Source organism: Streptomyces sp. NBC_01390, from assembly GCF_045040105.1.
GTDB lineage: Bacteria > Actinomycetota > Actinomycetes > Streptomycetales > Streptomycetaceae > Streptomyces.
On sequence record NZ_CP109551.1, the window covers coordinates 9515321 to 9537278 of the forward strand.

General features: G+C 70.6%; 18 protein-coding genes. 11 read left to right on the forward strand and 7 right to left on the reverse strand.

Annotated features, from left to right (window positions below; genetic code table 11):
• Positions 1 to 76 precede the first annotated feature (76 nt).
• Together treY and glgX are read right to left on the reverse strand one after the other, a co-directional pair.
• The gene (gene treY / locus OG241_RS42700; RefSeq protein ID WP_405823452.1) at positions 77 to 2473 is read right to left on the reverse strand and encodes a malto-oligosyltrehalose synthase; all 2397 of its coding nucleotides are present in this window, start codon (positions 2471 to 2473) and stop codon (positions 77 to 79) included.
• 102 nt (positions 2474 to 2575) lie between these two features.
• Positions 2576 to 4714 (reverse strand): glycogen debranching protein GlgX, encoded by a 2139-nt coding sequence (glgX, locus tag OG241_RS42705; RefSeq protein WP_405823454.1) that lies wholly within the window; start codon positions 4712 to 4714, stop codon positions 2576 to 2578.
• Between the two features lie 191 nt (positions 4715 to 4905).
• On the opposite strand from glgX, the gene OG241_RS42710 reads away from it, so the two are divergent.
• From OG241_RS42710 to OG241_RS42725, 4 genes are all read left to right on the forward strand, one after another.
• Positions 4906 to 5727, forward strand: coding sequence for a Tat pathway signal sequence domain protein (locus OG241_RS42710; RefSeq protein ID WP_405823456.1), 822 nt, complete (start codon positions 4906 to 4908; stop codon positions 5725 to 5727).
• Between the two features lie 78 nt (positions 5728 to 5805).
• Entirely contained in the window at positions 5806 to 7134 is a 1329-nt protein-coding gene (locus tag OG241_RS42715; RefSeq protein WP_405823457.1) for a copper amine oxidase, read from the forward strand.
• 114 nt (positions 7135 to 7248) lie between these two features.
• Positions 7249 to 8487 carry an SAV2148 family HEPN domain-containing protein gene (locus OG241_RS42720; protein WP_405823459.1) on the forward strand — a complete coding sequence of 413 codons (1239 nt, stop codon included), beginning with the start codon at positions 7249 to 7251 and terminating at the stop codon, positions 8485 to 8487.
• A gap of 111 nt (positions 8488 to 8598) precedes the next feature.
• Positions 8599 to 9345 (forward strand): 3'-5' exonuclease, encoded by a 747-nt coding sequence (locus OG241_RS42725; protein WP_405823460.1) that lies wholly within the window; start codon positions 8599 to 8601, stop codon positions 9343 to 9345.
• A gap of 12 nt (positions 9346 to 9357) precedes the next feature.
• Here the strand turns inward: OG241_RS42725 and OG241_RS42730 are convergent, their stop codons facing one another.
• Positions 9358 to 10377, reverse strand: coding sequence for a DMT family transporter (locus tag OG241_RS42730; protein ID WP_405823462.1), 1020 nt, complete (start codon positions 10375 to 10377; stop codon positions 9358 to 9360).
• Positions 10378 to 10472: 95 nt separating this feature from the next.
• Here OG241_RS42730 and OG241_RS42735 point away from each other — a divergent pair, with 95 nt between their 5' ends.
• Positions 10473 to 11375 carry a LysR family transcriptional regulator gene (locus OG241_RS42735; protein WP_405823464.1) on the forward strand — a complete coding sequence of 301 codons (903 nt, stop codon included), beginning with the start codon at positions 10473 to 10475 and terminating at the stop codon, positions 11373 to 11375.
• Positions 11376 to 11458: 83 nt separating this feature from the next.
• On the opposite strand, the gene OG241_RS42740 is transcribed toward OG241_RS42735, so the two are convergent.
• Positions 11459 to 12325 (reverse strand): phosphotransferase enzyme family protein, encoded by an 867-nt coding sequence (locus OG241_RS42740; RefSeq protein ID WP_405823466.1) that lies wholly within the window; start codon positions 12323 to 12325, stop codon positions 11459 to 11461.
• 188 nt (positions 12326 to 12513) lie between these two features.
• Here OG241_RS42740 and OG241_RS42745 point away from each other — a divergent pair, with 188 nt between their 5' ends.
• From OG241_RS42745 to OG241_RS42755, 3 genes are read left to right on the forward strand one after another with little or no spacing between them, the layout of a single operon-like run.
• Positions 12514 to 13455, forward strand: a complete 942-nt coding sequence (locus OG241_RS42745) for a carbohydrate ABC transporter permease (protein ID WP_405823467.1) — start codon at positions 12514 to 12516, stop codon at positions 13453 to 13455.
• Complete coding sequence (locus tag OG241_RS42750; RefSeq protein WP_405823469.1) at positions 13452 to 14285, forward strand: carbohydrate ABC transporter permease; 834 nt, start codon at positions 13452 to 13454, stop codon at positions 14283 to 14285. Before OG241_RS42745 ends, OG241_RS42750 begins: the two co-directional genes overlap by 4 nt.
• Positions 14285 to 15559, forward strand: coding sequence for an ABC transporter substrate-binding protein (locus tag OG241_RS42755; protein ID WP_405823471.1), 1275 nt, complete (start codon positions 14285 to 14287; stop codon positions 15557 to 15559). Before OG241_RS42750 ends, OG241_RS42755 begins: the two co-directional genes overlap by 1 nt.
• Positions 15560 to 15713: 154 nt before the next feature.
• Here the strand turns inward: OG241_RS42755 and OG241_RS42760 are convergent, their stop codons facing one another.
• Positions 15714 to 17984 (reverse strand): MMPL family transporter, encoded by a 2271-nt coding sequence (locus OG241_RS42760; protein WP_405823473.1) that lies wholly within the window; start codon positions 17982 to 17984, stop codon positions 15714 to 15716.
• A gap of 235 nt (positions 17985 to 18219) precedes the next feature.
• On the opposite strand from OG241_RS42760, the gene OG241_RS42765 reads away from it, so the two are divergent.
• Both OG241_RS42765 and OG241_RS42770 read left to right on the forward strand, forming a co-directional pair.
• On the forward strand, positions 18220 to 18801 hold the full coding sequence (locus OG241_RS42765) for a DUF1697 domain-containing protein (RefSeq protein ID WP_405823475.1): 582 nt from the start codon (positions 18220 to 18222) through the stop codon (positions 18799 to 18801).
• A complete protein-coding gene (locus OG241_RS42770) occupies positions 18798 to 19205 on the forward strand; it encodes a DUF4440 domain-containing protein (RefSeq protein ID WP_405823477.1) in 408 nt (135 codons plus the stop codon). Before OG241_RS42765 ends, OG241_RS42770 begins: the two co-directional genes overlap by 4 nt.
• A 14-nt stretch (positions 19206 to 19219) precedes the next feature.
• On the opposite strand, the gene OG241_RS42775 is transcribed toward OG241_RS42770, so the two are convergent.
• Positions 19220 to 20056 (reverse strand): aldo/keto reductase, encoded by an 837-nt coding sequence (locus OG241_RS42775; RefSeq protein ID WP_405823478.1) that lies wholly within the window; start codon positions 20054 to 20056, stop codon positions 19220 to 19222.
• Between the two features lie 49 nt (positions 20057 to 20105).
• Between OG241_RS42775 and OG241_RS42780 the strand changes: the two genes are divergently transcribed.
• Entirely contained in the window at positions 20106 to 21164 is a 1059-nt protein-coding gene (locus tag OG241_RS42780; protein WP_405823480.1) for a ketopantoate reductase family protein, read from the forward strand.
• A gap of 30 nt (positions 21165 to 21194) precedes the next feature.
• On the opposite strand, the gene OG241_RS42785 is transcribed toward OG241_RS42780, so the two are convergent.
• The gene (locus tag OG241_RS42785) at positions 21195 to 21956 is read right to left on the reverse strand and encodes a sirohydrochlorin chelatase (protein WP_405823482.1); all 762 of its coding nucleotides are present in this window, start codon (positions 21954 to 21956) and stop codon (positions 21195 to 21197) included.
• Positions 21957 to 21958: the final 2 nt, after the last annotated feature.

Here is a 21958-nt window from a genome sequence, read left to right on the forward strand (position 1 = left end):
CGGAGCGCGCGCTGATGTGCGCCGAGTGCTTAAGCGCTCGAAGTGGCGCGCGTCGAAGGATTCACGCCCCCGGCCGTCACTCCTCGCCGACACGCTCCAGAAGGGCCACCGGCAGCCGCGCGAAAAGCTCCTCCACGCGCGCGTGCCCGGTGAACTCCCGCTCCGGAGTCAGCAGATCGGCCCACCTGCCGGGCGGCAGCGGCAACCGCGTGTCCTGCCAGCCGCCCGCGTCCGCCAGCCGCGACGACAGCCGGGTGACCGCCGTGACCACCTCCCCGGAGCGCGCGAACGCCACACAGTGCGCCGCCGCCGGGCCCAGCGCGACGAGCGGTGTGTACGTCGCCGTGTCGCCGAACACCGCCGGACGCCGCGCGCGCAGCCGCAGCGCCGTCGCCGTCAGCCTCTCCTTCTCCCCGGGGGCCTCGGGAGGGAACCGGACGGGACGGCGGTTGTCCGGGTCCACCAGCGCCCGGTACTCGCTCTCCGTGCCCTGGTAGAGATCCGGTACGCCCGGCATCGTCAGGTGGACCAGGGCCGCGCCCAGGACGTTCGCCCGGATGTACGTCTCCAGGTCGGCCCGCAGCGCCGCCACGTGCTCGCCGGGCGCCCCGCAGGGGCCCGCCGCCACGAACGCCGCCACCTCCTCCTCGTACGCGGGTTCCTGCTCCGTCCAGGCGGTGTGCAGGCCCGCCTCCCGGATGTGCTTCAGCAGGGCGCCCTGGAGACGCTCCACGTCCGCCGGGCCCAGGCCGAAGGCCGTCTGCCAGGCCGCCCACGCCAGCTGGGCGTCGGGCAGCCCCTCACCGGTGCGGGTGACCTCCGCCAGGACGTCGGCCCAGCGCTGCGGGCACTCGGTGAGTACGGCCAGCGCCGCGCGTACGTCGCCGCTGCGCTTCGTGTCGTGCGTCGACAGCACCGTCCCCGTGGCCGGCCAGTCGCGCTGCACGCGCGCGCAGTACGCGTGGAAGTCCTCCGGGGACACCGCGGGGCTGCCCGGAGAGCCGCCGACCTCGGTCGCCGACACCAGCGGCACATAGCGGTAGAACGCCGTGTCCTCCACGGACTTGGCCCGCAGCGCCGACGACGTCTGCGCGAACCGGTCCCGGAACTCCACCTGCTCGGGGTCGTTCGCGTCCCCGCCCGCCGCCCGCCCGAGCAGCAGGTCCCGTACGACGTCCACGGCCTCGCCCTCCTCCGGGACGGCGAACGCCAGGCGGGCCTCCGCGGCGGCCACCTCGGTGACCACGGAGGCCGTGTCCCCGGGGGTGTAGGGGCGGTACACCTCCAGCCGGACCAGCAGCTCACGCAGCGCCGTACGCAGGGCCCAGGAGGCGCGGTCGCGCAGCGCGGGATCGGAAGAGGCGGCGCAGAGACGGTTCGCCACGCGGGTCAGCCGGTCCACCTCGGTGGCCAGCTCGTGCGTCACCACCTTGTACGCCGCCCGCCGTACCGTCGCCTCCCAGTGCCCGCCCCGGTCGGCCTCAGGGGCCGCGAACCGGCGGTACTGGCCGAGGAGCTCGCCCACACCCGCCGGGTCCGTGAACAGGCCGTCCAGGTGCCGCAGGGCGTCGTAACCGGTGGTCCCCGCGACCGGCCAGGCCGCCGGCAGGTGCTCCCCGTCGGCCAGGATCTTCTCGACCACCGTCCAGCGGCCCCCGGTGGCCCCGTGCAGTCGGCGCAGATACCCGCCCGGGTCCGCGAGCCCGTCCGGATGGTCGACCCGCAGCCCTTCCACCACCCCGTCCGCGAGCAGCTCCAGCAGCTTCCCGTGGGTCGCCGCGAACACCTCGGGGTCCTCGACGCGCACCCCGATCAGCTCCGAGATGCTGAAGAAGCGCCGGTAGTTGAGCTCGGTGCGCGCCAGCCGCCACCACGCCGGGCGGTACCACTGCGCGTCGACGAGCTGCTGCAGCGGCAGCTTCTCGGTGCCCTCGCGCACAGGGAGGACGTGGTCGTAGTAGCGCAGGACTTGGCCCTCGTACCCCAGATGCGCGTCCTGCCACGGCTCGACCTTCAGCTGCTCCCACTCCGCGCCCAGCGGCTGCCCGAGCACCGGCAGCAGCAGGCGCCCGCCCTGCGCCTCCCAGTCGATGTCGAACCACCGCGCGTACGGTGACCCGGGGCCCTCCCGGAGCACCTCCCACAGGGGGCGGTTGTGACGCGGGGACATCGCCATGTGGTTGGGCACGATGTCGGCGACCAGGCCGAGACCGTGCTCCCGCGCGGTACGTGCCAGCGCGCGCAGTCCCTCCTCGCCGCCGAGTTCACCGCGCACGCGCGCGTGGTCCACGATGTCGTAGCCGTGCGTCGAACCCGGCACGGACTCGAGGAACGGCGACAGATGCAGATGCGAGACGCCGAGCGAGGCCAGGTACGGCACGGCGTCCGCCGCGGCACCGAAGGGGAACGCGGGCTGGAGCTGCAGCCGATAGGTGGCCGTCGGCACGACCGGCTCAGAACGCTCAGATGTCATGGGAACCTACGTACCCGCCCCACCGCCTTTCGTGTCATCGACTCCTGCGTACGGTCACCGAAACGGCCCTCCACGCGCGCGTGGGGGGCCGTGGGACAGGCCCTAGGCCGGGCGTTGCAGCACCGTCAGGCTGTGGTCCAGGAGGGTCAGCCGGTCGCCCGCCGCGACCTTCGCGCCCGTGCCCGGTGCCACGCCCTCCGGGAGGGCCGTGTCGACCACGACCTGCCACTGGCGGCCGTGGTTGACCGGGACCACGAACTCCAGGGTCTTCGGCGAGGCGTTGAACATCAGCAGGAACGAGTCGTCGGCGATGCGCTCCCCACGGGAACCGGGCTCCGAGATGGCGTTGCCGTTCAGGAACACGCTCAGCGCGCCCGCCTGTGACGAGTCCCAGTCGCGCTGGACCATCTCCTCGCCCGCCGGAGTGAACCAGGCGATGTCCGACAACTCGTCGTGCGTGCCCTCCACGGGGCGGCCGTGGAAGAAGCGGCGCCTGCGGAAGACCGGGTGGTCCTTGCGCAGCCACACCATGGCGCGCGTGAAGTCGAGCAGTCCGGCGTTCTCGGTCCCGTTCCCGTTCCCGCTCTCGTCCTGGTTCGGCCACGGTACCCAGGAGATCTCGTTGTCCTGGCAGTACGCGTTGTTGTTGCCGCCCTGGGTGCGGGCGAACTCGTCGCCGTGGCTGATCATCGGCACACCCTGGGACAGCATCAGCGTCGCGATGAAGTTGCGCAGCTGGCGTGCCCGCAGGGCGAGGACGTCGGGGTCGTCCGTCTCGCCCTCCGCGCCGCAGTTCCAGGACCGGTTGTGGCTCTCGCCGTCCCGGTTGTCCTCGCCGTTGGCCAGGTTGCGCTTCTCGTGGTAGGACACCAGGTCGTTGAGGGTGAAACCGTCATGGCACGTCACGAAGTTGATCGAGGCCAGCGGGCGTCGGCCGTCGTCCTGGTAGAGGTCCGAGGACCCCGTCAGCCGGGACGCGAACTCCGCGAGCGTGCGCGGCTCGCCCCGCCACATGTCCCGTACGGTGTCGCGGTACATGCCGTTCCACTCGGTCCACAGCGGCGGGAAGTTGCCCACCTGGTAGCCGCCCTCGCCCACGTCCCAGGGCTCGGCGATCAGCTTCACCTGGGACACCACCGGGTCCTGCTGGACCAGGTCGAAGAACGACGACAGCCGGTCCACCTCGTGGAACTGCCGGGCCAGGGTGGCCGCGAGGTCGAAGCGGAAGCCGTCGACGTGCATCTCGGTGACCCAGTAGCGCAGCGAGTCCATGATCAGCTGGAGTACGTGCGGGGACCGCATGAGCAGCGAGTTCCCGGTGCCCGTGGTGTCCGTGTAGTAGCGCTGGTCCTCGGCGAGCCGGTAGTACTGCGCGTTGTCGATGCCCCGGAAGGACAGCGTCGGGCCGAGATGGTTGCCCTCCGCCGTGTGGTTGTAGACCACGTCCAGGATGACCTCGATACCGGCCTCGTGCAGCGCCCGCACCGCCGACTTGAACTCCAGGACCTGCTGGCCGCGGTCGCCCCAGGAGGCGTACGCGTTGTGCGGGGCGAAGAAGCCGATGGTGTTGTAGCCCCAGTAGTTGTTGAGGCCCATGTCCACCAGACGGTGGTCGTTCACGAACTGGTGCACCGGCATGAGCTCCAGCGCCGTCACGCCGAGTTCGGTCAGGTGTTCGATGATCGCGGGGTGGGCGAGCGCCGCATAGGTGCCGCGCAGCTCCTCGGGCAGCGCCGGGTGACGCATGGTCAGGCCCTTCACATGGGCCTCGTAGAGCACCGTGTGGTGGTACTCGGTGCGGGGGCGCCGGTCGTCGCCCCAGTCGAAGTACGGGTTCACCACGACCGACGACATCGTGTGCGGCGCCGAGTCGAGATCGTTGCGCCGCTCGGGCTCGTCGAAGTGGTAGCCGTACACCTCCTCGCCCCAGGTGACCGAACCGCTGATCGCCTTCGCGTACGGATCGAGGAGCAGCTTCGCCGAGTTGGTCCGCTGGCCGCGCTCGGGCGCGTACGCGCCGTGCGCACGGAAGCCGTACCGCTGGCCCGGCATCACGCCCGGCAGATACGCGTGCCGGACGAACGCGTCGCTCTCCCGAAGTTCCACCGCCGTCTCCGAGCCGTCGTCGTGGAGCAGACACAGCTCTATCCGGTCGGCGGCCTCCGAGAAGACCGCGAAGTTGGTGCCGGCGCCGTCGTACGTGGCACCGAGTGGATACGCCTCTCCTGGCCAGACCTGCATGCGCTCGACTCTCTCAGTTGTGGTCCGCCGCTGGGGCCTGCTCCCCTCCGAGTCTCCCCGAAAGTGATGGAACCACCTACGACTTACGTCCCTCTTACCGGTCGACCAGTGCGTACCCGCCTGCGCGGGTATGTCAAAACACTTCCTTCTTCACGTACTCCCTGGGCAGTGAGGGGGAGTAAGGGGACAACGTGCGCAAGATCGTGCGCCGCCACCTGGGCAAGGTGGTGGCGGGGACGGGGATCGCGGTGGCCGGTACGGCCGTCATGATCGCGGTGACGCTGCCGGGATCGGCGGGGGCCGACGAGTCGGGAGGCACCGGGACCGCAGGGAGCACGGCGAGTACGGGCGGCACGGGACAGTCCGGGCAGCAGCAGGCCGCGGCGCCGCCCGGGGCAGTCGAACAGGTGCCCGCCGAGGGCGAGAAGGGCACGGGCCGTGATCCGCTCACCGACGGTGAGACGGCACGGGTGGAGCGGATCGCCCTGAACCGGCAGTTGCTCGAATCCAGCGAGAACGTCGAGGGGAAGCGCGGCCCGCAGCGGATCGGCATCGACCTCGCCGAGCCCGAGGCCGCCGAGGTGGACGACCCGAACGCGCCACGGCGCGCGGACGTGTCGTACTACGACTACAAGGACGACACCCTGGTCACCAGGACCGTCAACCTCGACACCGGCAAGGTCGAGCGGACCGGCACCCAGCACGGCGTACAGCCGCCCCTGAGCCGCGCCGAGACGGCCGAGGCGACCGCGCTCCTGATAGCCGACCCCCTGGGCGCGGGCCTGAAGGCCGACTACAAGGACGCCACCGGCACGGAACTCACCTCGCCGGACCAGCTGCTCGTCACCAGCATGGTGTACCGCGCCACGCCGGGCGCCCAGCCCGCCGTACTCGACACCTGCGGCGAGCACCGCTGTGTGCGGCTCTTCCCGAAGGTGAGGAACGGGTCGTGGATCGACGCCCGTTCGCTCGTGATCGACCTGAGCGCCCGCAAGGTCGCCAAGCTCGGCTGACCTCTGGGCGAGCGGCCCTCGGTTCACCTCTCAACCTCCTTTTGCTTTCCTCAGCTCTCTCCAGGGAGTCACGACTTCATGCGCGTCAACAACAACAGCCGTACCCGAGGGCGGGCGACGGCCGGGCTCGTCGGCCTCTCCGCGGTCGCCCTGTCCGCCGGCCTCACCTCGGCGGCGGGACCGGCCGTCGCCCAGCCGAAGGCCGGACCCGTGCCGCCCGCCGAGTGCAGCGCGCCCTACCGCATCGAGAAGAAGCTCGCCACGGGCACCACCTGGCGGATGTGCTACCGCTACGAGAGCGAGGCCGGCCTCGTCCTGGAGAACATCTCGTACCAGCCCCCCGGCGAGGCCCGGCCGATCAAGGTGCTCAACTCCGCGCGGCTCGGCCAGATACACGTCCCCTACGACGACGGAAAGGCCGAGTACCAGGACCTCACCGGGGCCGGCTTCGGCCAGGGCCTGATGAACCTGGCGGCCGGTGAGTGCCCCGGCGGCACCATCAAGACCGTCAAGGTGCCCGAGGCCTGGGAGCCGGAGAACGAGAACGTCAAGGGCCTGTGCACCACCACCCGTTCACGCGGCCACGCCTACCGCATGCAGGGCGACACCGCGAACAAGGTCTGGCAGACCCAGGGCAAGGACCTGCTCGTCTACACCGTCAACCAGGTCGGCTGGTACGAGTACATCACCGAGTGGCGCTTCCAGGACGACGGCACCGTCAACATGAACATCGGCGCCACCGGCAGCCTCGCCCCCGAGGACTACGACGCGGGTGACGGCCGGGGCTGGCCCATCGGCAAGGGCGCCAAGGCGTACGCCACCAGCCACAGCCACAACGTCTTCTGGCGGCTCGACTTCGGTCTCGACGGCTCCTCCAAGGGGAAGGTCGAGCAGTACGACTCCGTGGTCAGCCCGCCCGTGAACGGCCAGGAGGGTCCGACCAACAAGACGACCCGCACCCAGGTCAAGAAGGAACTCGCGGGCGACGCCAAGAACATGCGCTGGTGGCGTGTCGTCAGCGCCACCGGCAAGAACAAGGACGGCCACGCGCGGTCGTACGAGATCGTCCCCGGCGCCACCACCAAGTACCCCGGCCGCAGCTACACCCGGCACGACGTCTACTTCACCGAGTACAACAAGTGCGAGCAGTTCGCCAGCGACAACCTGGGCAACTGCGGTGTCGGCGCCAAGACATCCGTCGACGGATGGGTCAACGGGCAGACCCTCACCCACCCGTTGGTCTGGGTGAACGTGGGCTTCCACCACATAGCCCGGGACGAGGACCAGCAGCCCATGCCCGTCCACTGGCAGGGCTTCTCCATCGCCCCGCGCGATGTTACGGCTATGAATCCGCTCACTCCCGCCGCCCTCGCCGACCAGAACGGGCATGTCGAAAGCGGTAGTTGAGAAACGACCCTGTCCATCCTGCTGCACCGCTGACCGCTCCCGGAGTACCCTTCCTTGATCGTCGGCCGGGACCGGCCACGGGGAGAGCTCGGGGGAGCGGAAGGCGGTACGCGGGTGGGGTCGGGAGGGCTGGAGCTGCCCCCTGGTGACGAGAGTCACGAGGGGAACTCCACAGAGGTCCCGCCCGGTGCGGTGTCCCTGGCACGGCCGATGGAAACGGGCTCCATCGGACCGGAACTGGACTGGGACGCCGACGCCTGGCACGAGGTGCGTACACGCGCCCAGCGGGCCGGCCGGGCCTACATCTGGCTGAACCTGGTCGAGCAGCGGCTGCGAGCGGTCGTGGCCGCCGTGCTGCGCCCCATCTACGAACCCGTCCACGGCGACGAGTGGGTGGTCGCCGCCGCCGGGCCGGCCGGCCAGGAGTGGGTGCAGCGCGCGGTCGCCGTACGTGAAGTCAGCCGCCGCAAGGGCTACTTGCTCGACCCGGCCGACGACAACGTCCTCAGCTTCCTGACCCTCCCCCAGCTGCGCGAGCTGATGGTGCAGCACTGGCCGTGCTTCGAGCCGTACGTGGACGAGCGCCGTGACGTCGAACTCGCCCTGGACGAGCTGGAGGTCACCCGCAACGTCGTCTCCCGCAACCGGGCGCTGTCCGAGGCCGTCCTGAACCAGGCCGAGCGGGCCTCGGGCAAGCTCCTGGAGACCCTCGGCGCGGGCGGCGACGTGCCCTCCGCGCGCCGTCTGCCGGTCGACGCGGTCGAGGCCCTGGTGGGCGAACGGTACGGGGACGTGGTCGCCGTACACACCGACCGGGTACGGCTGATGCGCCAGTTCCCGGCCGAGGACATCTTCGGCGGCGCGCGTCGCCTCGACGCCATCGGTATCGGCCTCAATCTGCTAGTGCAGAACTTCTCCGGGCGGCGACTGGTACGGCTGGCGGAGTCGGGCTGCCGGGTACGCCTGCTGTTCCTGAACCCCGCCTCCAGTGCGGTGAAACGGCGCGAGCGGGAACTCGGCATCAAGCGGGGTGAGTTGAGCCGCGCGGTGGAGATGAACATCCTGCACATGCGCAGGGTGCGGTCGAATCTGCGTGACCCCGGCGCCTTCGAGATCCAGGTCTTCGACGAGACGCCCCGCTTCACGGCCTACCTCGTCGACGGGGACGGCTCGGACGGGGTCGCGATCGTGCAGACGTATCTGCGCCGGACGCGGGGTATGGAGGCGCCGGTGCTGGTGCTGCGTGGTGGGACCCGAGTGGTCAAGCCGGGCGAGACGGAGGAGAGCGGCCTCTTCCCGACATATCGCGAGGAGTTCGAGGTGGCCTGGGCGGATTCGCGTCCGGTGTCCTGACCTGCCTGTCCTCCTCAAGTGGAATGCGGTCCTCTGATTGTCAGTGGCTCATGGGATCGTGGAGACCACTGGGGGAAAGCACCACCAAGAAGGCAAGAAGGGGGGCCAGGCATGGGCTGGCACCATGAGCTGCTGATCGGCTTCGACCTGGAGACGACCGGGACGGATCCGACCGAGGCGCGCATCGTCACCGGCGCGGTGATCGAGGTGAGGGGCGGTGAGCCGCTCGGCCACCGTGAATGGCTGGCCGATCCGGGGATGGAGATCCCGGCGGAGGCGGTGGCGGTGCACGGCATCACCAACGAGCGCGCCACCAGCGAGGGTCGGCCCGCCGACCAGGTCGCGGACGCGATCGCGGACGTCCTGGCGACGTACTGGAAGACGGGCGTACCGGTCGTCGCCTACAACGCGAACTTCGACCTCACCCTGCTCTCCGCGGAGCTGCGACGGCACGGCCTGCCGTCCCTGCGGGAGCGGCTGGGCGGGCTGGAGCCGGCGCCGGTGATCGACCCGTACACGATCGACCGCTCCGTCGATCGCTACCGGCGCGGAAAACGCAACCTCGAAGCGGTGTGCGGGGAGTACGGCGTACCACTGGACGCGGCTCACGACGCGTCGGCGGACGCCCTGGCAGCGGCGCGACTGGCGTGCGCGATAGCCGAGCGGCACCCCAAGGTCGCGGGACTGGGACCGGTGGAACTGCACCGGCGTCAGATCGAGTGGTACGCGGAATGGGCAGCCGATTTCCAGAGCTTCCTGCGCCGCAAGGGGGAAACGGACGCGGTGATCGACGGGACATGGCCGATGCGCCAGGGTGATTTCAGCCCGTCTGGGGGTCCCCCCTCTGGGGGAGCTTGAGGACGAGGCCCTTTAAGGGCCGACAGGGGGGTCTGGGGGCACAGCCCCCAGGGATGGGACGGGTAGGGGCGGCGGGGGCGAAACCCTCCCGAGTGCCAGCCGGCGCGCACGGTGGGCGCGTTCCACCGACTGACCCCAGTACGTGCCCGTGACCATCAGCGTCGCACCCAACGCCGTGAGCGCCGTCAGACGCTCGCCCCCCAGAGCGATCCCGATCGCCGCCGCCCAGATCGGCTCCGTACCCAGCAGCAGACTGGCCCGGCTCGCAGACGTACGCTGCACGGCCCACGTCTGGGCGAGGAACGCGAACACGCTGCAGAACAGGGCGAGATAGAGCAACTGCGTCCAGGTCCCGGTGTCGGCGCGACCGAGCGCCGACAGGTCGGGAGCGGCGGCCGGCAGGAACAGGGCCGTGCCGATCACGGTCTGGAGCGTCGTGAGGTGAAGGGGCCGGATCGGCCGGCCCGAGGTGAGGCGTCCGACCAGGGCCACATGAACCGCCCGCACCAGGGCCGCGCCCAGCATCAGCAGGTCACCGAGACGCGGCGCGTGGAAGCCGTTGCCGGACATGAGCAGGCCGACGGCCAGGACGCAGACACCGGCGGCGGCGTAGAAGGCCGGAGGCAGCCCACCGGGGTGTCCGGCGCGATCGAGGAGAGGGGTGAGCACGATGGTCAGGCTGATGATCAGACCCGCGTTGGCGGCGGTGGTGTGGGCGACTCCGTACGTCTCCACGACGAGGACGGCGGCCTGGGTCACCCCGAGCGGCAGCCCGGCCCGCACCTCCTCCCTGGTCCAGAGAGTCCGGAGCCTCCAGAGACTCCGGAGACGAAGACCACTGCCCCGCTTCCGCTCCGTCCCCCGCCCGGCGGCGACCAGGCCGAGACAGGCGAGCGCGGAGAGGGCGTAACGCGCGAACAGGACCACGAGGACGGGCAGGGCGGAGGTCGCCGTCTGGGCGGACAGATAACTGGAACCCCAGACGAGCGCGACAAGGAGGAGTACCGCGTCGGTACGGCGGGAGTCGGCCACGCGCCCCACAGTGCACCGGCGACGACCCTGAAGCCCAGGCCCACTCTCTTCAACGATCTTTTAGCTTTACTGCACGGTCCCTCTACACTCACCCCGTGGACGAACGTCAGCTGCGGATCCTGCGCGAACTGGGTGAGCTGGGCAGCGTCACCGCGGTCGCCGAAGCCCTGCTCGTCACGCCTTCCGCCATCTCGCAGCAGTTGCGGCTGCTCCAGCGCGCCATCCCGGTCCCGCTCACCGAGCGGCAGGGGCGTCGGCTGGTGCTGACCGACGCCGGGCAGGCACTGGCGGGCGCGGCGGCCGAGGTCGAGTCGGCGCTCGCGCGGGCCCGGCACACCGTCGAGGAGTTCCTGGACCGGCCGGACGGGGAGGTGTCCGTCGCGGCGTTCCACAGCGCGGGTGCCGCGTTCTTCCCGCTGCTGCTGCGGGCCCTCGCCGGACCGGACGGGCCGGTACTCACCCTGGCCGACGAGGACGTCACGCAGGACGACTTCCCGTCGCTGACCAGGGAGTACGACCTCGTCCTCGCCCACCGTCTGGACCACGCCCCGCCCTGGCCGCGCACGGTGGCGGCGACCCCGCTGCTGCGCGAACCCCTCGACGTGGCCATGCCCGCCGACCATCCGCTCGCCGCCAAAGGACGACTGACCCCGGGCGATGTGGCCGACCAGGCCTGGATCGCCGTACACGACGGCTTCCCGATCATGGCGACGATCGAGGCCATCGCCACCGCGGCGGGCCGTCGTCCCCGGCTCGCCCACCGCATCAACGAGTTCACGGTGGCGGCGGAGGTGGTGGCCGCCGGAGGAGGCATCGCCCTGATGCCCCGCTGGACCTCCCGCCCGCACCCCGCCCTGGTCCTCAAACCCCTCAGCGGCGTCCGCGCCAAACGCCGCATCGACGCCCTCCACCGCCCGGAACGCACGGCCCGCAAGGCAGTGAGAACGGTACTGACAGAGCTGCAACGAGCGGCACAGCAAATCAGGGCTGAGGAGTAGCGCCCCTTTTAGGGGCGCGGGGAACGGCGCGACCAGCCACAAACAACCCGCACCCGCCCGAAATCACCAAGCCCCCCAGGCGCTCAAAACGGATACCACCGCACAGTCGAATCCCCGTCCCGCAACGACCCCACCCGCCGCGAGAACTCCGCCAGCGCCTTCGGATTGACCGGCGTATGCTGCGCCACCCACGCACAACTCGCCGTCTCCCGCGCCCCGCGCAACACCCCGCACCCCTCCCACTCCCGTACGTCCCACCCGTACGTCTCCACGAACGCGGCATACGCCTCGGCCGGAAGGGCGTAGCGGTCGTGGGCAAGGGCCATGACCACCAGATCGTGCTCGCGCAGGTCGGCGGAGAAGGTCTCCAGGTCGACCAGGACCGGACCGTCCGGGCCGATGTGCACGTTGCGGGGAAGCGCGTCGCCGTGGATCGGGCCGGGCGGCAGCCGCGGGGTGAGCGCGGCGGCGGCCGTGGCGAAACCGTCGCGGCGTTCGCGCAGGTAGGCGGCGTCCGCCGGGTCGATGGCGTCGCCCGCGAGCCGCAGCCACCGCTCGACGCCGCCCAGGAGCTCGCGGGGCGGCAGCGTGAAGGTGCGCGGCGTCGGCAGGGCGTGGACGGTCCGTAGGAGTTCGGCCAAATCCCCGGGTTCGGCGGCGCGTACGGGATCGGGCAGCCGGTGCCACACCGTCACCGGGTGGCCTTCGACGAGGTGTGCCTCCGGGTCGGCCGCGCGTACCGCCGGGACGCCCTCCTCGGTCAGCCAGAGCGCGATGGCCAGTTCCCGACGCGCACGGTCGAGGAGTTCGGCGTCGCGGCCCACCTTGACGACCAGGTCACCGGCGGCGAACACCGCGTTCTCGCCCAGCGCGAGAAGCCGCGCCTCCGGTGCCGTGCCGGGCAGTACGCCCGCCGTGGCCAGTACGTCCCGGGCCCGTGCCTCGTCCATCGTCCGCCTCCCGCGCAGTCCCTCGTACCCGGCCGTGCCAGTACGTCCGTGAACGGCGTCGGGTTCACGCCATCCGCCGGTCAGTGTCGCATTCGTACTGGTGGGGGCGTGTGCGCGGTGCCTTGACGGGTTACCAGGGCTTCACGACCATGACGGGGCCACCTCGGGCGACCAAAGGAGCCGATCACGTGACATTGGCGACCGGAACGAGGCGGCCGGTCAAGCACGCGACCCGCGCCGGGCCGGACGGCGGTCGGGCGCTCGGCGGCCAGGGCGCCTGGTTCCTGGTCCTGCCCGCCCTGATCCCGATCCTCGTCCTGAGCGTGGGACCACTGCTGTACGGGATCCTGCTGGCGTTCACCGACGCCCAGTCGGGCCGGACCGCGTCCACGCGGTGGATCGGCACGCTCAACTTCCAGGACCTGCTGCACGACACGCTGTTCTGGGAGTCGTTCCGGATCGGGCTGGTCTGGGCGGTCGGGGTGACCGTGCCGCAGTTCCTGCTGGCCCTCGGTCTCGCCCTCCTCCTCAACCAGGAGTTACGGCTGCGCTGGCTGGCCCGCGCACTTGCGATCATCCCGTGGGCGATGCCCGAGGTCGTCGTCGGCATCATGTGGCGGCTCGTCTACAACGCGGACGCGGGCGTCCTCAACGAGACGCTGCGTGACCTGGGCCTGGGCGACGGCCGCGACTGGCTCAGCGGCCTCGCGACCGCGCTGCCCGCCGTCATCGTAGTCGGCGTCTGGGCGGGGATGCCGCAGACGACGGTCGCCCTGCTCGCCGGGTTGCAGAACACCCCGCGCGAACTGCACGAGGCGGCGGCCATGGACGGCGCCGGCGCCTGGTGCCGCTTCCGGACCGTCACCTGGCCGGCCCTGCGGCCGATCGCGCTCGCCATCACCTCCCTCAACCTGATCTGGAACTTCAACTCCTTCGCCCTGGTGTACGTCCTGACAAACGGCGGCCCCGGCGGACGAACCCGGCTGCCGATGCTCTTCGCCTACGAAGAGGCCTTCCGCTACGGGCAGTTCGGCTACGCGGCGGCGATGGGCTGTGTGATGGTCGCGCTGATCTCCGTCCTTCTCGCCGTGTTCCTCGTCGGCCGGCTGCGGGGAGGCGAGGAGAGTTGAGGACGAGCACGAGCGTCCGCGTCGGCCAGTACACGGCCCTTCTCGCCTATCTCGCGTTTCTGGCCCTCCCGTTCCTCTGGCTGCTGTCCACCGCCTTCAAGTCCCCGCGCGAACTGGGCAGTCTGCACCCCACCTGGATCCCGAAACACCCCACCCTCGACAACTTCCGCCAGGCCTTCGACGAACAGCCGTTGCTGCACGCCGAGTTGAACTCCCTGTTCGCGGCGGCCTCGGCCGCCCTGGTCGCCGTACTCCTCGCGACCCCGATGGCCTACGTCATGGCACGGCACCGCACGCTGCTCGGGCGGGCGGCGACCGGGTGGGTGGTGGTCAGCCAGGCGTTCCCGTTCGTGCTGGTGATCATCCCGCTGTTCCTGGTGCTGAAGAACCTGCGGCTGATCGACTCCGTCCTCGGGCTGGTGATGGTGTACGTGGTGTGGTCGCTGCCGTTCGCGCTGTGGATGCTCGGCGGGTATGTCCGGGCCGTGCCCGTCGAGTTGGAGGAGGCGGCGGCCGTCGACGGCGCCGGACGCCTGCGTACCCTCGTCTCCGTCACGGCTCCGCTGCTCGCACCGGGGATCGTGGCCACGGCACTGTTCGCGTTCGTCACCGCCTGGAACGAGTTCTTCTTCGCCCTGGTGCTCCTGAAGACGCCGGAGAAACAGACCCTGCCGGTCGTCCTCACGCACTTCATCGGCGCGGAGGGCGTGGCGGACCTCGGACCGCTGGCCGCCGCCGCGTTCCTGGCGACGCTGCCATCCCTCGTCGTGTTCGCGATCGTCCAACGCCGTATCACCGGCGGCATGATGACCGGGGCGGTGAAGAGCTGATGCGCGCGCGATGGCTCGTCGCCCTCATGCTGCTCCTCGCCGGCTGCACGGGCGGCGGTGGCGGCGCGGACGGCGGCCGGATCACCCTCCGCTTCCAGTCCCTCGCCTGGCAGGACGAGTCCGTCGCCGCCAACAAGGCGCTGGTGAAGGAGTGGAACGCGACCCATCCGGACGTCAGGGTCGAGTACGTGCAGGGGAGTTGGGACAGCGTTCACGACCAGCTGCTCACCTCCTTCGAAGGCGGTGAGGCACCCGACATCATCCATGACGCCTCGGACGACCTGGCGGACTTCGCGTACGGCGGCTACCTCGCCGATCTGAGTGACCTGCTGCCCGAGCGGCTCAAGTCCGACATCCCGCAGCGGAGTTGGGAGACGACGACCTTCGGGGGCGGCGTCTACGGCGTGCCGTTCCTCCAGGAGCCGCGGGTGCTGATCGCCAACACGAACTGGCTGAAGGAGGCGGGAGTACGGATCCCCACTCCCCAACAGCCCTGGAGCTGGACGGAGTTCAGGAAGATCACCCGGCAACTCAGCGGCGACGGCAAGTACGGTGTGGCCTGGCCGCTCAAGGAGCCCGTCTCCGTCACGCTCAACCTGTCGCTGTCGGCGGGCGGGCAGCTGTTCCACCGGGGCACCGACGGCAAGGTGACCGTCAGCTTCGGCGGCCCCGAGCAAGTGGTCCCCCGTACGATCCACGACCAGGTCAACTCCGATGACAGCGCATCGAGTTCGACGCTGGGCAGCGGCGGCTCCGACACCCTGCCCGGGTTCTTCGGCGGCAAATACGCGATGGTTCCGCTCGGCTTCTCCTACCGTCAGCAGATCGCGCAACAGGCACCGAAGGGCTTCGAGTGGCAGGTGCTGCCCGCCCCGGCGGGCGCCGACGGACTCACCCAGGGCGTCAGCCCGCAGACCCTCTCCATCGCCGAGGACAGCCACCACCAGCGGGAGGCGGCCGAGTTCGTCGACTTCCTGCTGCGCCCCGACAACATGGTCCGCCTCGCCCTCGGCGACTGGATGCTCCCCACCGGCACCGCGGCGCTGAAGTCCCCGGCCCTGCGCACCCAGAGGAACGGCTGGGCCCCCGGCACGGCCCTGGCCGCCCACCTCCGCTCGGCCCCCGCCCAGTCGGTGCGCGGCTACCCGGAGTGGAAGGACAAGGTCGCGACCCCGGCTTTCCAGGAGTACTACAGCGGTGCCATCGACCTCGCTGAACTGCGCAAACGGCTGGAGGAGGACGGCAACCTGGTACTGGCGCGCTACCAGCGGTGAACCGCACGCCTTCGTCGGCGCCTGCCAGGGCAAGGAAGAGGGCCCGTTGGCTCCCCGGTGACCAACGGGCCCTCAGCTCAAGGGACTTGCGGGATGTTCAAAGGGTCGTACGAGTGATCGGAGTGACTGGACTGATCAGAGAGACGAGAGCGACTCAGACTCCGACCCGCTCACCCTCCACGGCGGGCGGCGGAGGCGACGACAGGGTCTCCGGCGTCTCGTCGTGCGTCAGGTCCGGCAGGCGGTTCAGCCACTTCGGGAAGTACCAGTTGCGCTCGCCCAGCAGCGCCATCACCGCGGGCAGCAGCACACCCCGGATGATCGTCGCGTCGATGAGCACCGCGGCCGCGAGGCCCACACCCATCTGCTTCATGGACTGCATCGACAGGGTCCCGAAGATGGCGAACACGGCGACCATGATGACGGCGGCACTGGTGACGACCCCGGCCGTGGTGACCACCCCGTGCTGGATCGCGTCCTTCGTCGACCGGCCCCGCAGATGTGCCTCGCGGATCCGGGAGACGACGAACACGTGGTAGTCCATCGACAGGCCGAACAGGATCACGAACAGGAACAGCGGCAGCCAGGTGATGATGGCGCCCACGCCCTCCGCGCCCACCAGTGACGCGCCCCAGCCGTGCTGGAATACGGCGACCAGGATGCCGTAAGCGGCCCCGACCGACAGGAGGTTGAGCGCGATGGAGGTGACCGCGATCGTCAGGGAGCGGAACGACAGGAGCATCAGCAGGAAGGCGAACACGACCACGAAGGCGAACACCGGGGCGACCGCGCCGGCCAGTTGGTCGTTGAAGTCCTTCGAGCCCGCGACCTGACCGGTGATCGGCGCCGAGACGCCGTCGACCTTGCCGAGGGTGGCCGGGCGTACCTCGTCGCGCAGCTTGTCCAGGCTCTCGCCCGCCTTGTCGAGGTCGGAGCCGCCGACCAGCGGGACGTACACGAAGGCGATGTTCTCGGCGTCGTGCAGTTTGATGTCCACCGGGCCGCGCGAGGCGCCCGAACTGATCGCCAGCGCACGGAAGTCGGCGAGCGCGGACTTCACGTCGGCCGCGTTGATGTCCTTCGCCTTGACGATCACCTCGGCGGGGTCGGAGCCGCCGGGGAACGCGTCGTTGACGCGGTTGTACGTGCCGACGATCGGCAGCGAGTCGCCGAACTCCTGGTCCAGGGTGAGGTTCTGGGTCTTCATGCCGAGCGCGGGCGCGGCGACGGCGAGCAGGGCGCCGGCCGCGACCATCAGCGAGATGGCGGGCCTGGCGAGGACGACCTTCAGTACGGCCGTCCAGAAGCGGCTCTCCCCGTTGCCCTTGCCGCGGCTGCCGTTCCCGCGCCGCTTGTCGGGGTGCAGGAACGGGATCCGGCCCTTCTCGACCCGCTCACCGAGCAGCGACAGCAACGCCGGGAGGACCGTCACCGAACCGACCATGGCGACCGCCACGACCATCAGGGAAGCCAGGCCCATCGCCTCGAACGTGGCGAGCCCGGTGAACAGCATGCCCGCCATCGCCACACACACCGTGACACCGGAGACGATGATCGCGCGGCCACTGGTCGCCGCGGCGATCCGCAGCGCGGCCTCCGGACTGCGGCCCGCCGCCCGCTCCTCGCGTTCCCGGCGCAGATAGAACAGGCAGTAGTCGACACCGACGGCGAGGCCGACGAGCAGCATCACGGAGCTGGCGGTGTCGTCCATCGGCTGGAGATGGCTGACGATGCCCATCAGGCCCATCGTCGCCATGATCGCGGTGATCGCCAGCGCCACCGGCAGCAGGGCCGCGACCAGCGCGCCGAAGGCGATCAGCAGAATGCCGAGGGCCACCGGTACGGCGGACAGTTCGGCCTTCTTGAAGTCGTCCCCGAAGGCGTCGTCGAACGTCTTGTTCATACTGGCGCCGCCGATCTCCTCGATCCGCAGCTCCGAGTGGTCCTTCTGGACGTCCGCGACGGCCTTGAGCACCGGTTCGACCCGGTCGCCCGCCGTGTCGGCGTCGCCCCGCATGTCGAACTGGACGAGCGCGCTGTGTCCGTCCTTCGAGAGGGTGTTCGTGTCGTAAGGCGACTGGACGTCGGTGACCTTGCCGGTCCCGTCGACCGCCTTCATGACGTCGGCGACCGCGGCCCGGAACGTGGCGTCCGTGGCCTTGACGCCCGAGTCCTTCGCCTGGATGAGGACGGTCTCGCTCGCGGGTTCGTCGATCCCGGCGTCCTCGATGATCTTGGCGGCCGTGTGGGTCTCGCCCCCCAGCTGGTCGCTCTCCTTGACCTCGACGCTGCCGGCGGCGGAGCCGAGCCCCATCGCCAGGACGACGAACAGCAACCAGATCCCGACGGCCGCCCAGCGGTGCCGGGCACTCCAGCCACCGGCCCGGGCGGCTATGCCGCGCACCCGCGTTTCTCCGTTCCCCATGTCGGGCTTGCCCCCTCGTATGCGGCGACAGCCCCCTGCCATCACCTTTAGTTCGAAGGTAGGGGCCGAATAAGACCATCTCCTCGTGCTCCCCGGTGAGGTGTGTCCGGCCGAAGTCCTCCCCTCGGACACCGGTGTCTCCCCACTGGGTAGGACACCGGCCCCCTACATCTAAAAGACGATCTCGGGGTGGTTCATCAGGGGCGCTGTCAGTGGGCCGCCCTATGGTGAGCGGATGACGACAGGTGAGAAGGCCACGAAGACCTATGCGGCGCTGCTGCGCGGGATCAACGTGGGCGGCAACAAGAAGGTCCCCATGGCCGAGCTGCGCACCCTGCTGGAGGGCCTCGGGTACGGCGGTGTACGGACGTATCTGCAGAGCGGCAACGCCGTGTTCGCCGCCGCTCACGGGGACGAGGAGTCCCTCGCCGGGGAGATCGCGAAAGCCATCGCGCAGCACTTCGGATTCACCGTCGACGTGATCGTGCGCGACCACGCACACCTGCGGGCGATCAGGGACAACTGCCCTTTCCCGGCAGCCGAGTTGGAGGCCAAGCAACTCCACGTCACCTACTTCTCCACCCCCGTCGACGAGACCCGCTTCGCGGACATCGACCAGGCCGCCCACCTCCCCGAGGAGTTCCGGCTCGGCGACCGCGCGCTGTACCTGTACGCGCCCGACGGCCTCGGCCGCTCCAAGCTCGCCGGGCAGCTCGCCAAGCCCCGCTTCCTGAAGGGCCTGATCGCGACCACCCGCAACTGGAACACCGTCGTCAAGCTGGTGGAACTGACCGAGGACGGGACCCCGGGCACGTGAGACCGACGCGAGACGACCACCGTGACGGGGGCCGCGACCCCGCCGTCGACGCCGCCATCGAGGCCGAACTGCGGCTGCTCGACCCAGAGGTCCGCAGCTCACCCGAGCTGACCGGAGCGCTGCTGCATCCCGGGTTCCACGAGTTCGGCGCTTCGGGGCGGCACTGGGACCGGGCGTCGATCATCGCGGCCCTCGCCGCGACCACCGAACCGGGCGCCCGCCCCTTCGTCGTCTCGCACCTGACGGGCGTACGACTCGCCCCCGACCTGGTCCACCTCACCTTCGACACGGACAGCAACGGCCGCCGCGCCCACCGGAGTTCACTGTGGCGCCGGGACACCGACGGCGGCGACTGGCTGCTGTACTTCCACCAGGCGACCCCGTTCGGCGACGACGGCGCCTGACCTACCGGAGTGACCTACCGGCCGTCCAGGCGCGCCAGTTCGGCGCCGGACAGCCGTACGGCCGTGGCGCCCAGGTTCTCCTCCAGGTGTACGAGGGAGCCCGTGCCCGGGGTGGGGCAGAGCACCGGGGAGTGGTGCAGCAGCCAGGCCAGCGCGATCTGGGCCGGGGTCGCTCCGTGCGCGGCGGCGATCTCCGCGCACACCGGATCGGTCGCCAACTCCCCGTTGCCCAGCGGAAACCACGGCAGGAACGCGATGCCGTGCGCCTCGCACAGCTTCAGCAGCGGCTCGGAGGAGCGGTCGAGGAGGTGATAGCGGTTCTGGACGGAGGCGATCGACGTCAACTGGTCGGCAGCGAGCAGCTGTTCGGCCGTCACGGAGTCGAGCCCGACCTGCTGGATCTTGCCCTTCCCGCGCAACTCGTCGAGTACGCCCAGCTGTTCGGCCATCGGGACGCGCGGGTCGAGCCGGTGCAGCTGGTACAGGTCGATGGTCTCGCGCCGTAGCCGACGCAGGCTCGCCTCGCACATCGCGCGCAGCCGATCCGGCCGCCCGTCGATGTGCCAGGCGTCGGGGCCGGTCCGTACGACGCCGCCCTTGGTGGCGACCAACACCCCCGCCGGGTAAGGGTGCAGGGCCTCGGCGACGAGTTCCTCGGCGATCGACGGACCGTAGTTGTCGGCGGTGTCGATCAGCGTCACACCCCGGTCGACGGCCCGGCGCAGCACGGCCACCGCGTCGCCAGGGTCGCCACGCGGACCCCAGTAGCCGGGGCCGGTCAACTGGGCGGTGCCGTAACCGAGACGGCGGACCGGGAACTCACCGCCGATCATGAATGTGTCGGAAGCCATGCGGCGGACACTATCTGTGCTGTGCACGCACCATGGCAGGCTGATCGGTATGCGCTACATCATCATCGGAGCAGGGGCGGTCGGCGGTGCCATCGGCGGACGGCTGGCCGGGGCGGGGCACGAGGTCGTCCTCGTCGCCCGGGGTGCGCAGTACGAGGCGCTGCGCGCGCACGGGCTGCGGCTGGTGACGCCGGACGGGACGCACACGTACCGCCTGCCGACGGTCGACGGACCCGCCGGACTCGGGGAGCTGCGCGCCGACGACGTGCTCGTCCTCGCCGTCAAGACGCAGGACAGCGAAGCGGCCCTCGCGGCATGGGGGCCGGTACCCGTCGCCGGCGGCGGTACGGCGGCCGAGCGGCTCCCGTTGCTCTGCGCGCAGAACGGCGTGGAGGGACCGCGGCTCGCCCTGCGCCGCTTCCGGCGGGTGTACGGCGTCTGCGTCTGGCTCCCCGCGGCCTACGAGGAACCCGGCATCGTCTCCGCCCCGGGCGCACCCCTCACCGGCATCCTCTTCCTCGGCCGCCACCCGCACGGCACCGACGACACCGTCCGCCGGATCGCCGCCGACCTGGAGAAGACGGCGGCGATCGAGGCGCCGGTCGTGCCGGACGTGGCGCGCTGGCAGTACGCCAAGCTGCTCACCAACCTGGGCAACGCCATCCGGGCGCTCAGCGGCCCGGCGGACAGTGAGGAGAGCGAGCGGCTGCGCAGGCGGGTGAACACCGAGGGCGAGTCGGTGCTCGCGGCGGCCGGGATCCCGTACGCGAGCGCCGAGGAGGCGAGGTCGAGACGTGGCGACAAGATCACCCTGCACCAGCTGCCCGGCACCGAGCCCGGCGGCGGCTCCACCTGGCAGTCCCTGAGCCGGGGCACCGGCACGATCGAGACCGACTACCTGAACGGCGAGATCGCGCTCCTGGGACGCCTGCACGGCGTACCAACACCCCTGAACGAGCTGCTGCAACGACTGGCCAACACGTTCGCCCGGGAACGGCGGCCGGCGGGCTCCCTGCCCTCGGCGGAACTCGTACGGCTGGCGGACGAGGCCGTCGCGCTCGTCCGGAAGGCCCCGGCCGAGGGCGGTGACACCTCCAACTCCACCTGACCGTAAGGCGGTTCAGGTGAGCCGGAACGTCTACGCGCTCACCGCCGCCCGCCCCGACAACGGCACCCGCAGCGCCGCCTCCTCGTACCGCCGCAGCAGCAGCCGCGCCACCTCGGGCGCCGGTCCGAGGACGTCGGCGAGGACGTCCGCCCGCGCCGCGCCCCGCGCGATGCGGTCCGGGAGGAAGCCGGGGGCGAGAACGTAGGGCGCGACCGCGACACGCTCGCAGCCCAGTTCACGCAGCTCCCGTACCGCGTCCTCGGTGCGGGGAAGGGCAGCGGAGGCGAACGCAGGTCGCACGGCGCACCAACCGGTGTGCCGCCACTCCCGCGCGATTTCAGCGATCACTGCGATCGCCTCCGGGTCGGTGGACCCCGCCGAGGCCAGTACGACCCCGGTCGAGGACTTGTCGGCGGGCGTCAACCCCGCCTCGTACAGGCGTCGTTCGAGCGCCGAGAGAAGCAGCGGGGACGGGCCCAGCACCTCCGCCTGGCGGATGTTCAGCCGCCTCGGCGCGTCCCGCAGGACCGCCGGGATGTCCGCCTTCGCGTGGAAGGCGCGGGTCAGGAGCAGGGGGAGAGCGACGACATCCCGTACGCCCTCCGCCGCCAGAGACTTCAACACCCCTGGTACGGACGGGATGTTGAAGTCCAGGAAGCCCGTCTCCACGCGCAGCCCCGGCCGCAGCGACCGTACGCGCCGCACGAGGGCGTGCACGGTCGCCGCGTGCCGCGGGTCGCGGCTTCCGTGGGCGATCACCACGAGAACGGGGCGGACGGGCTTGTTAGACATTG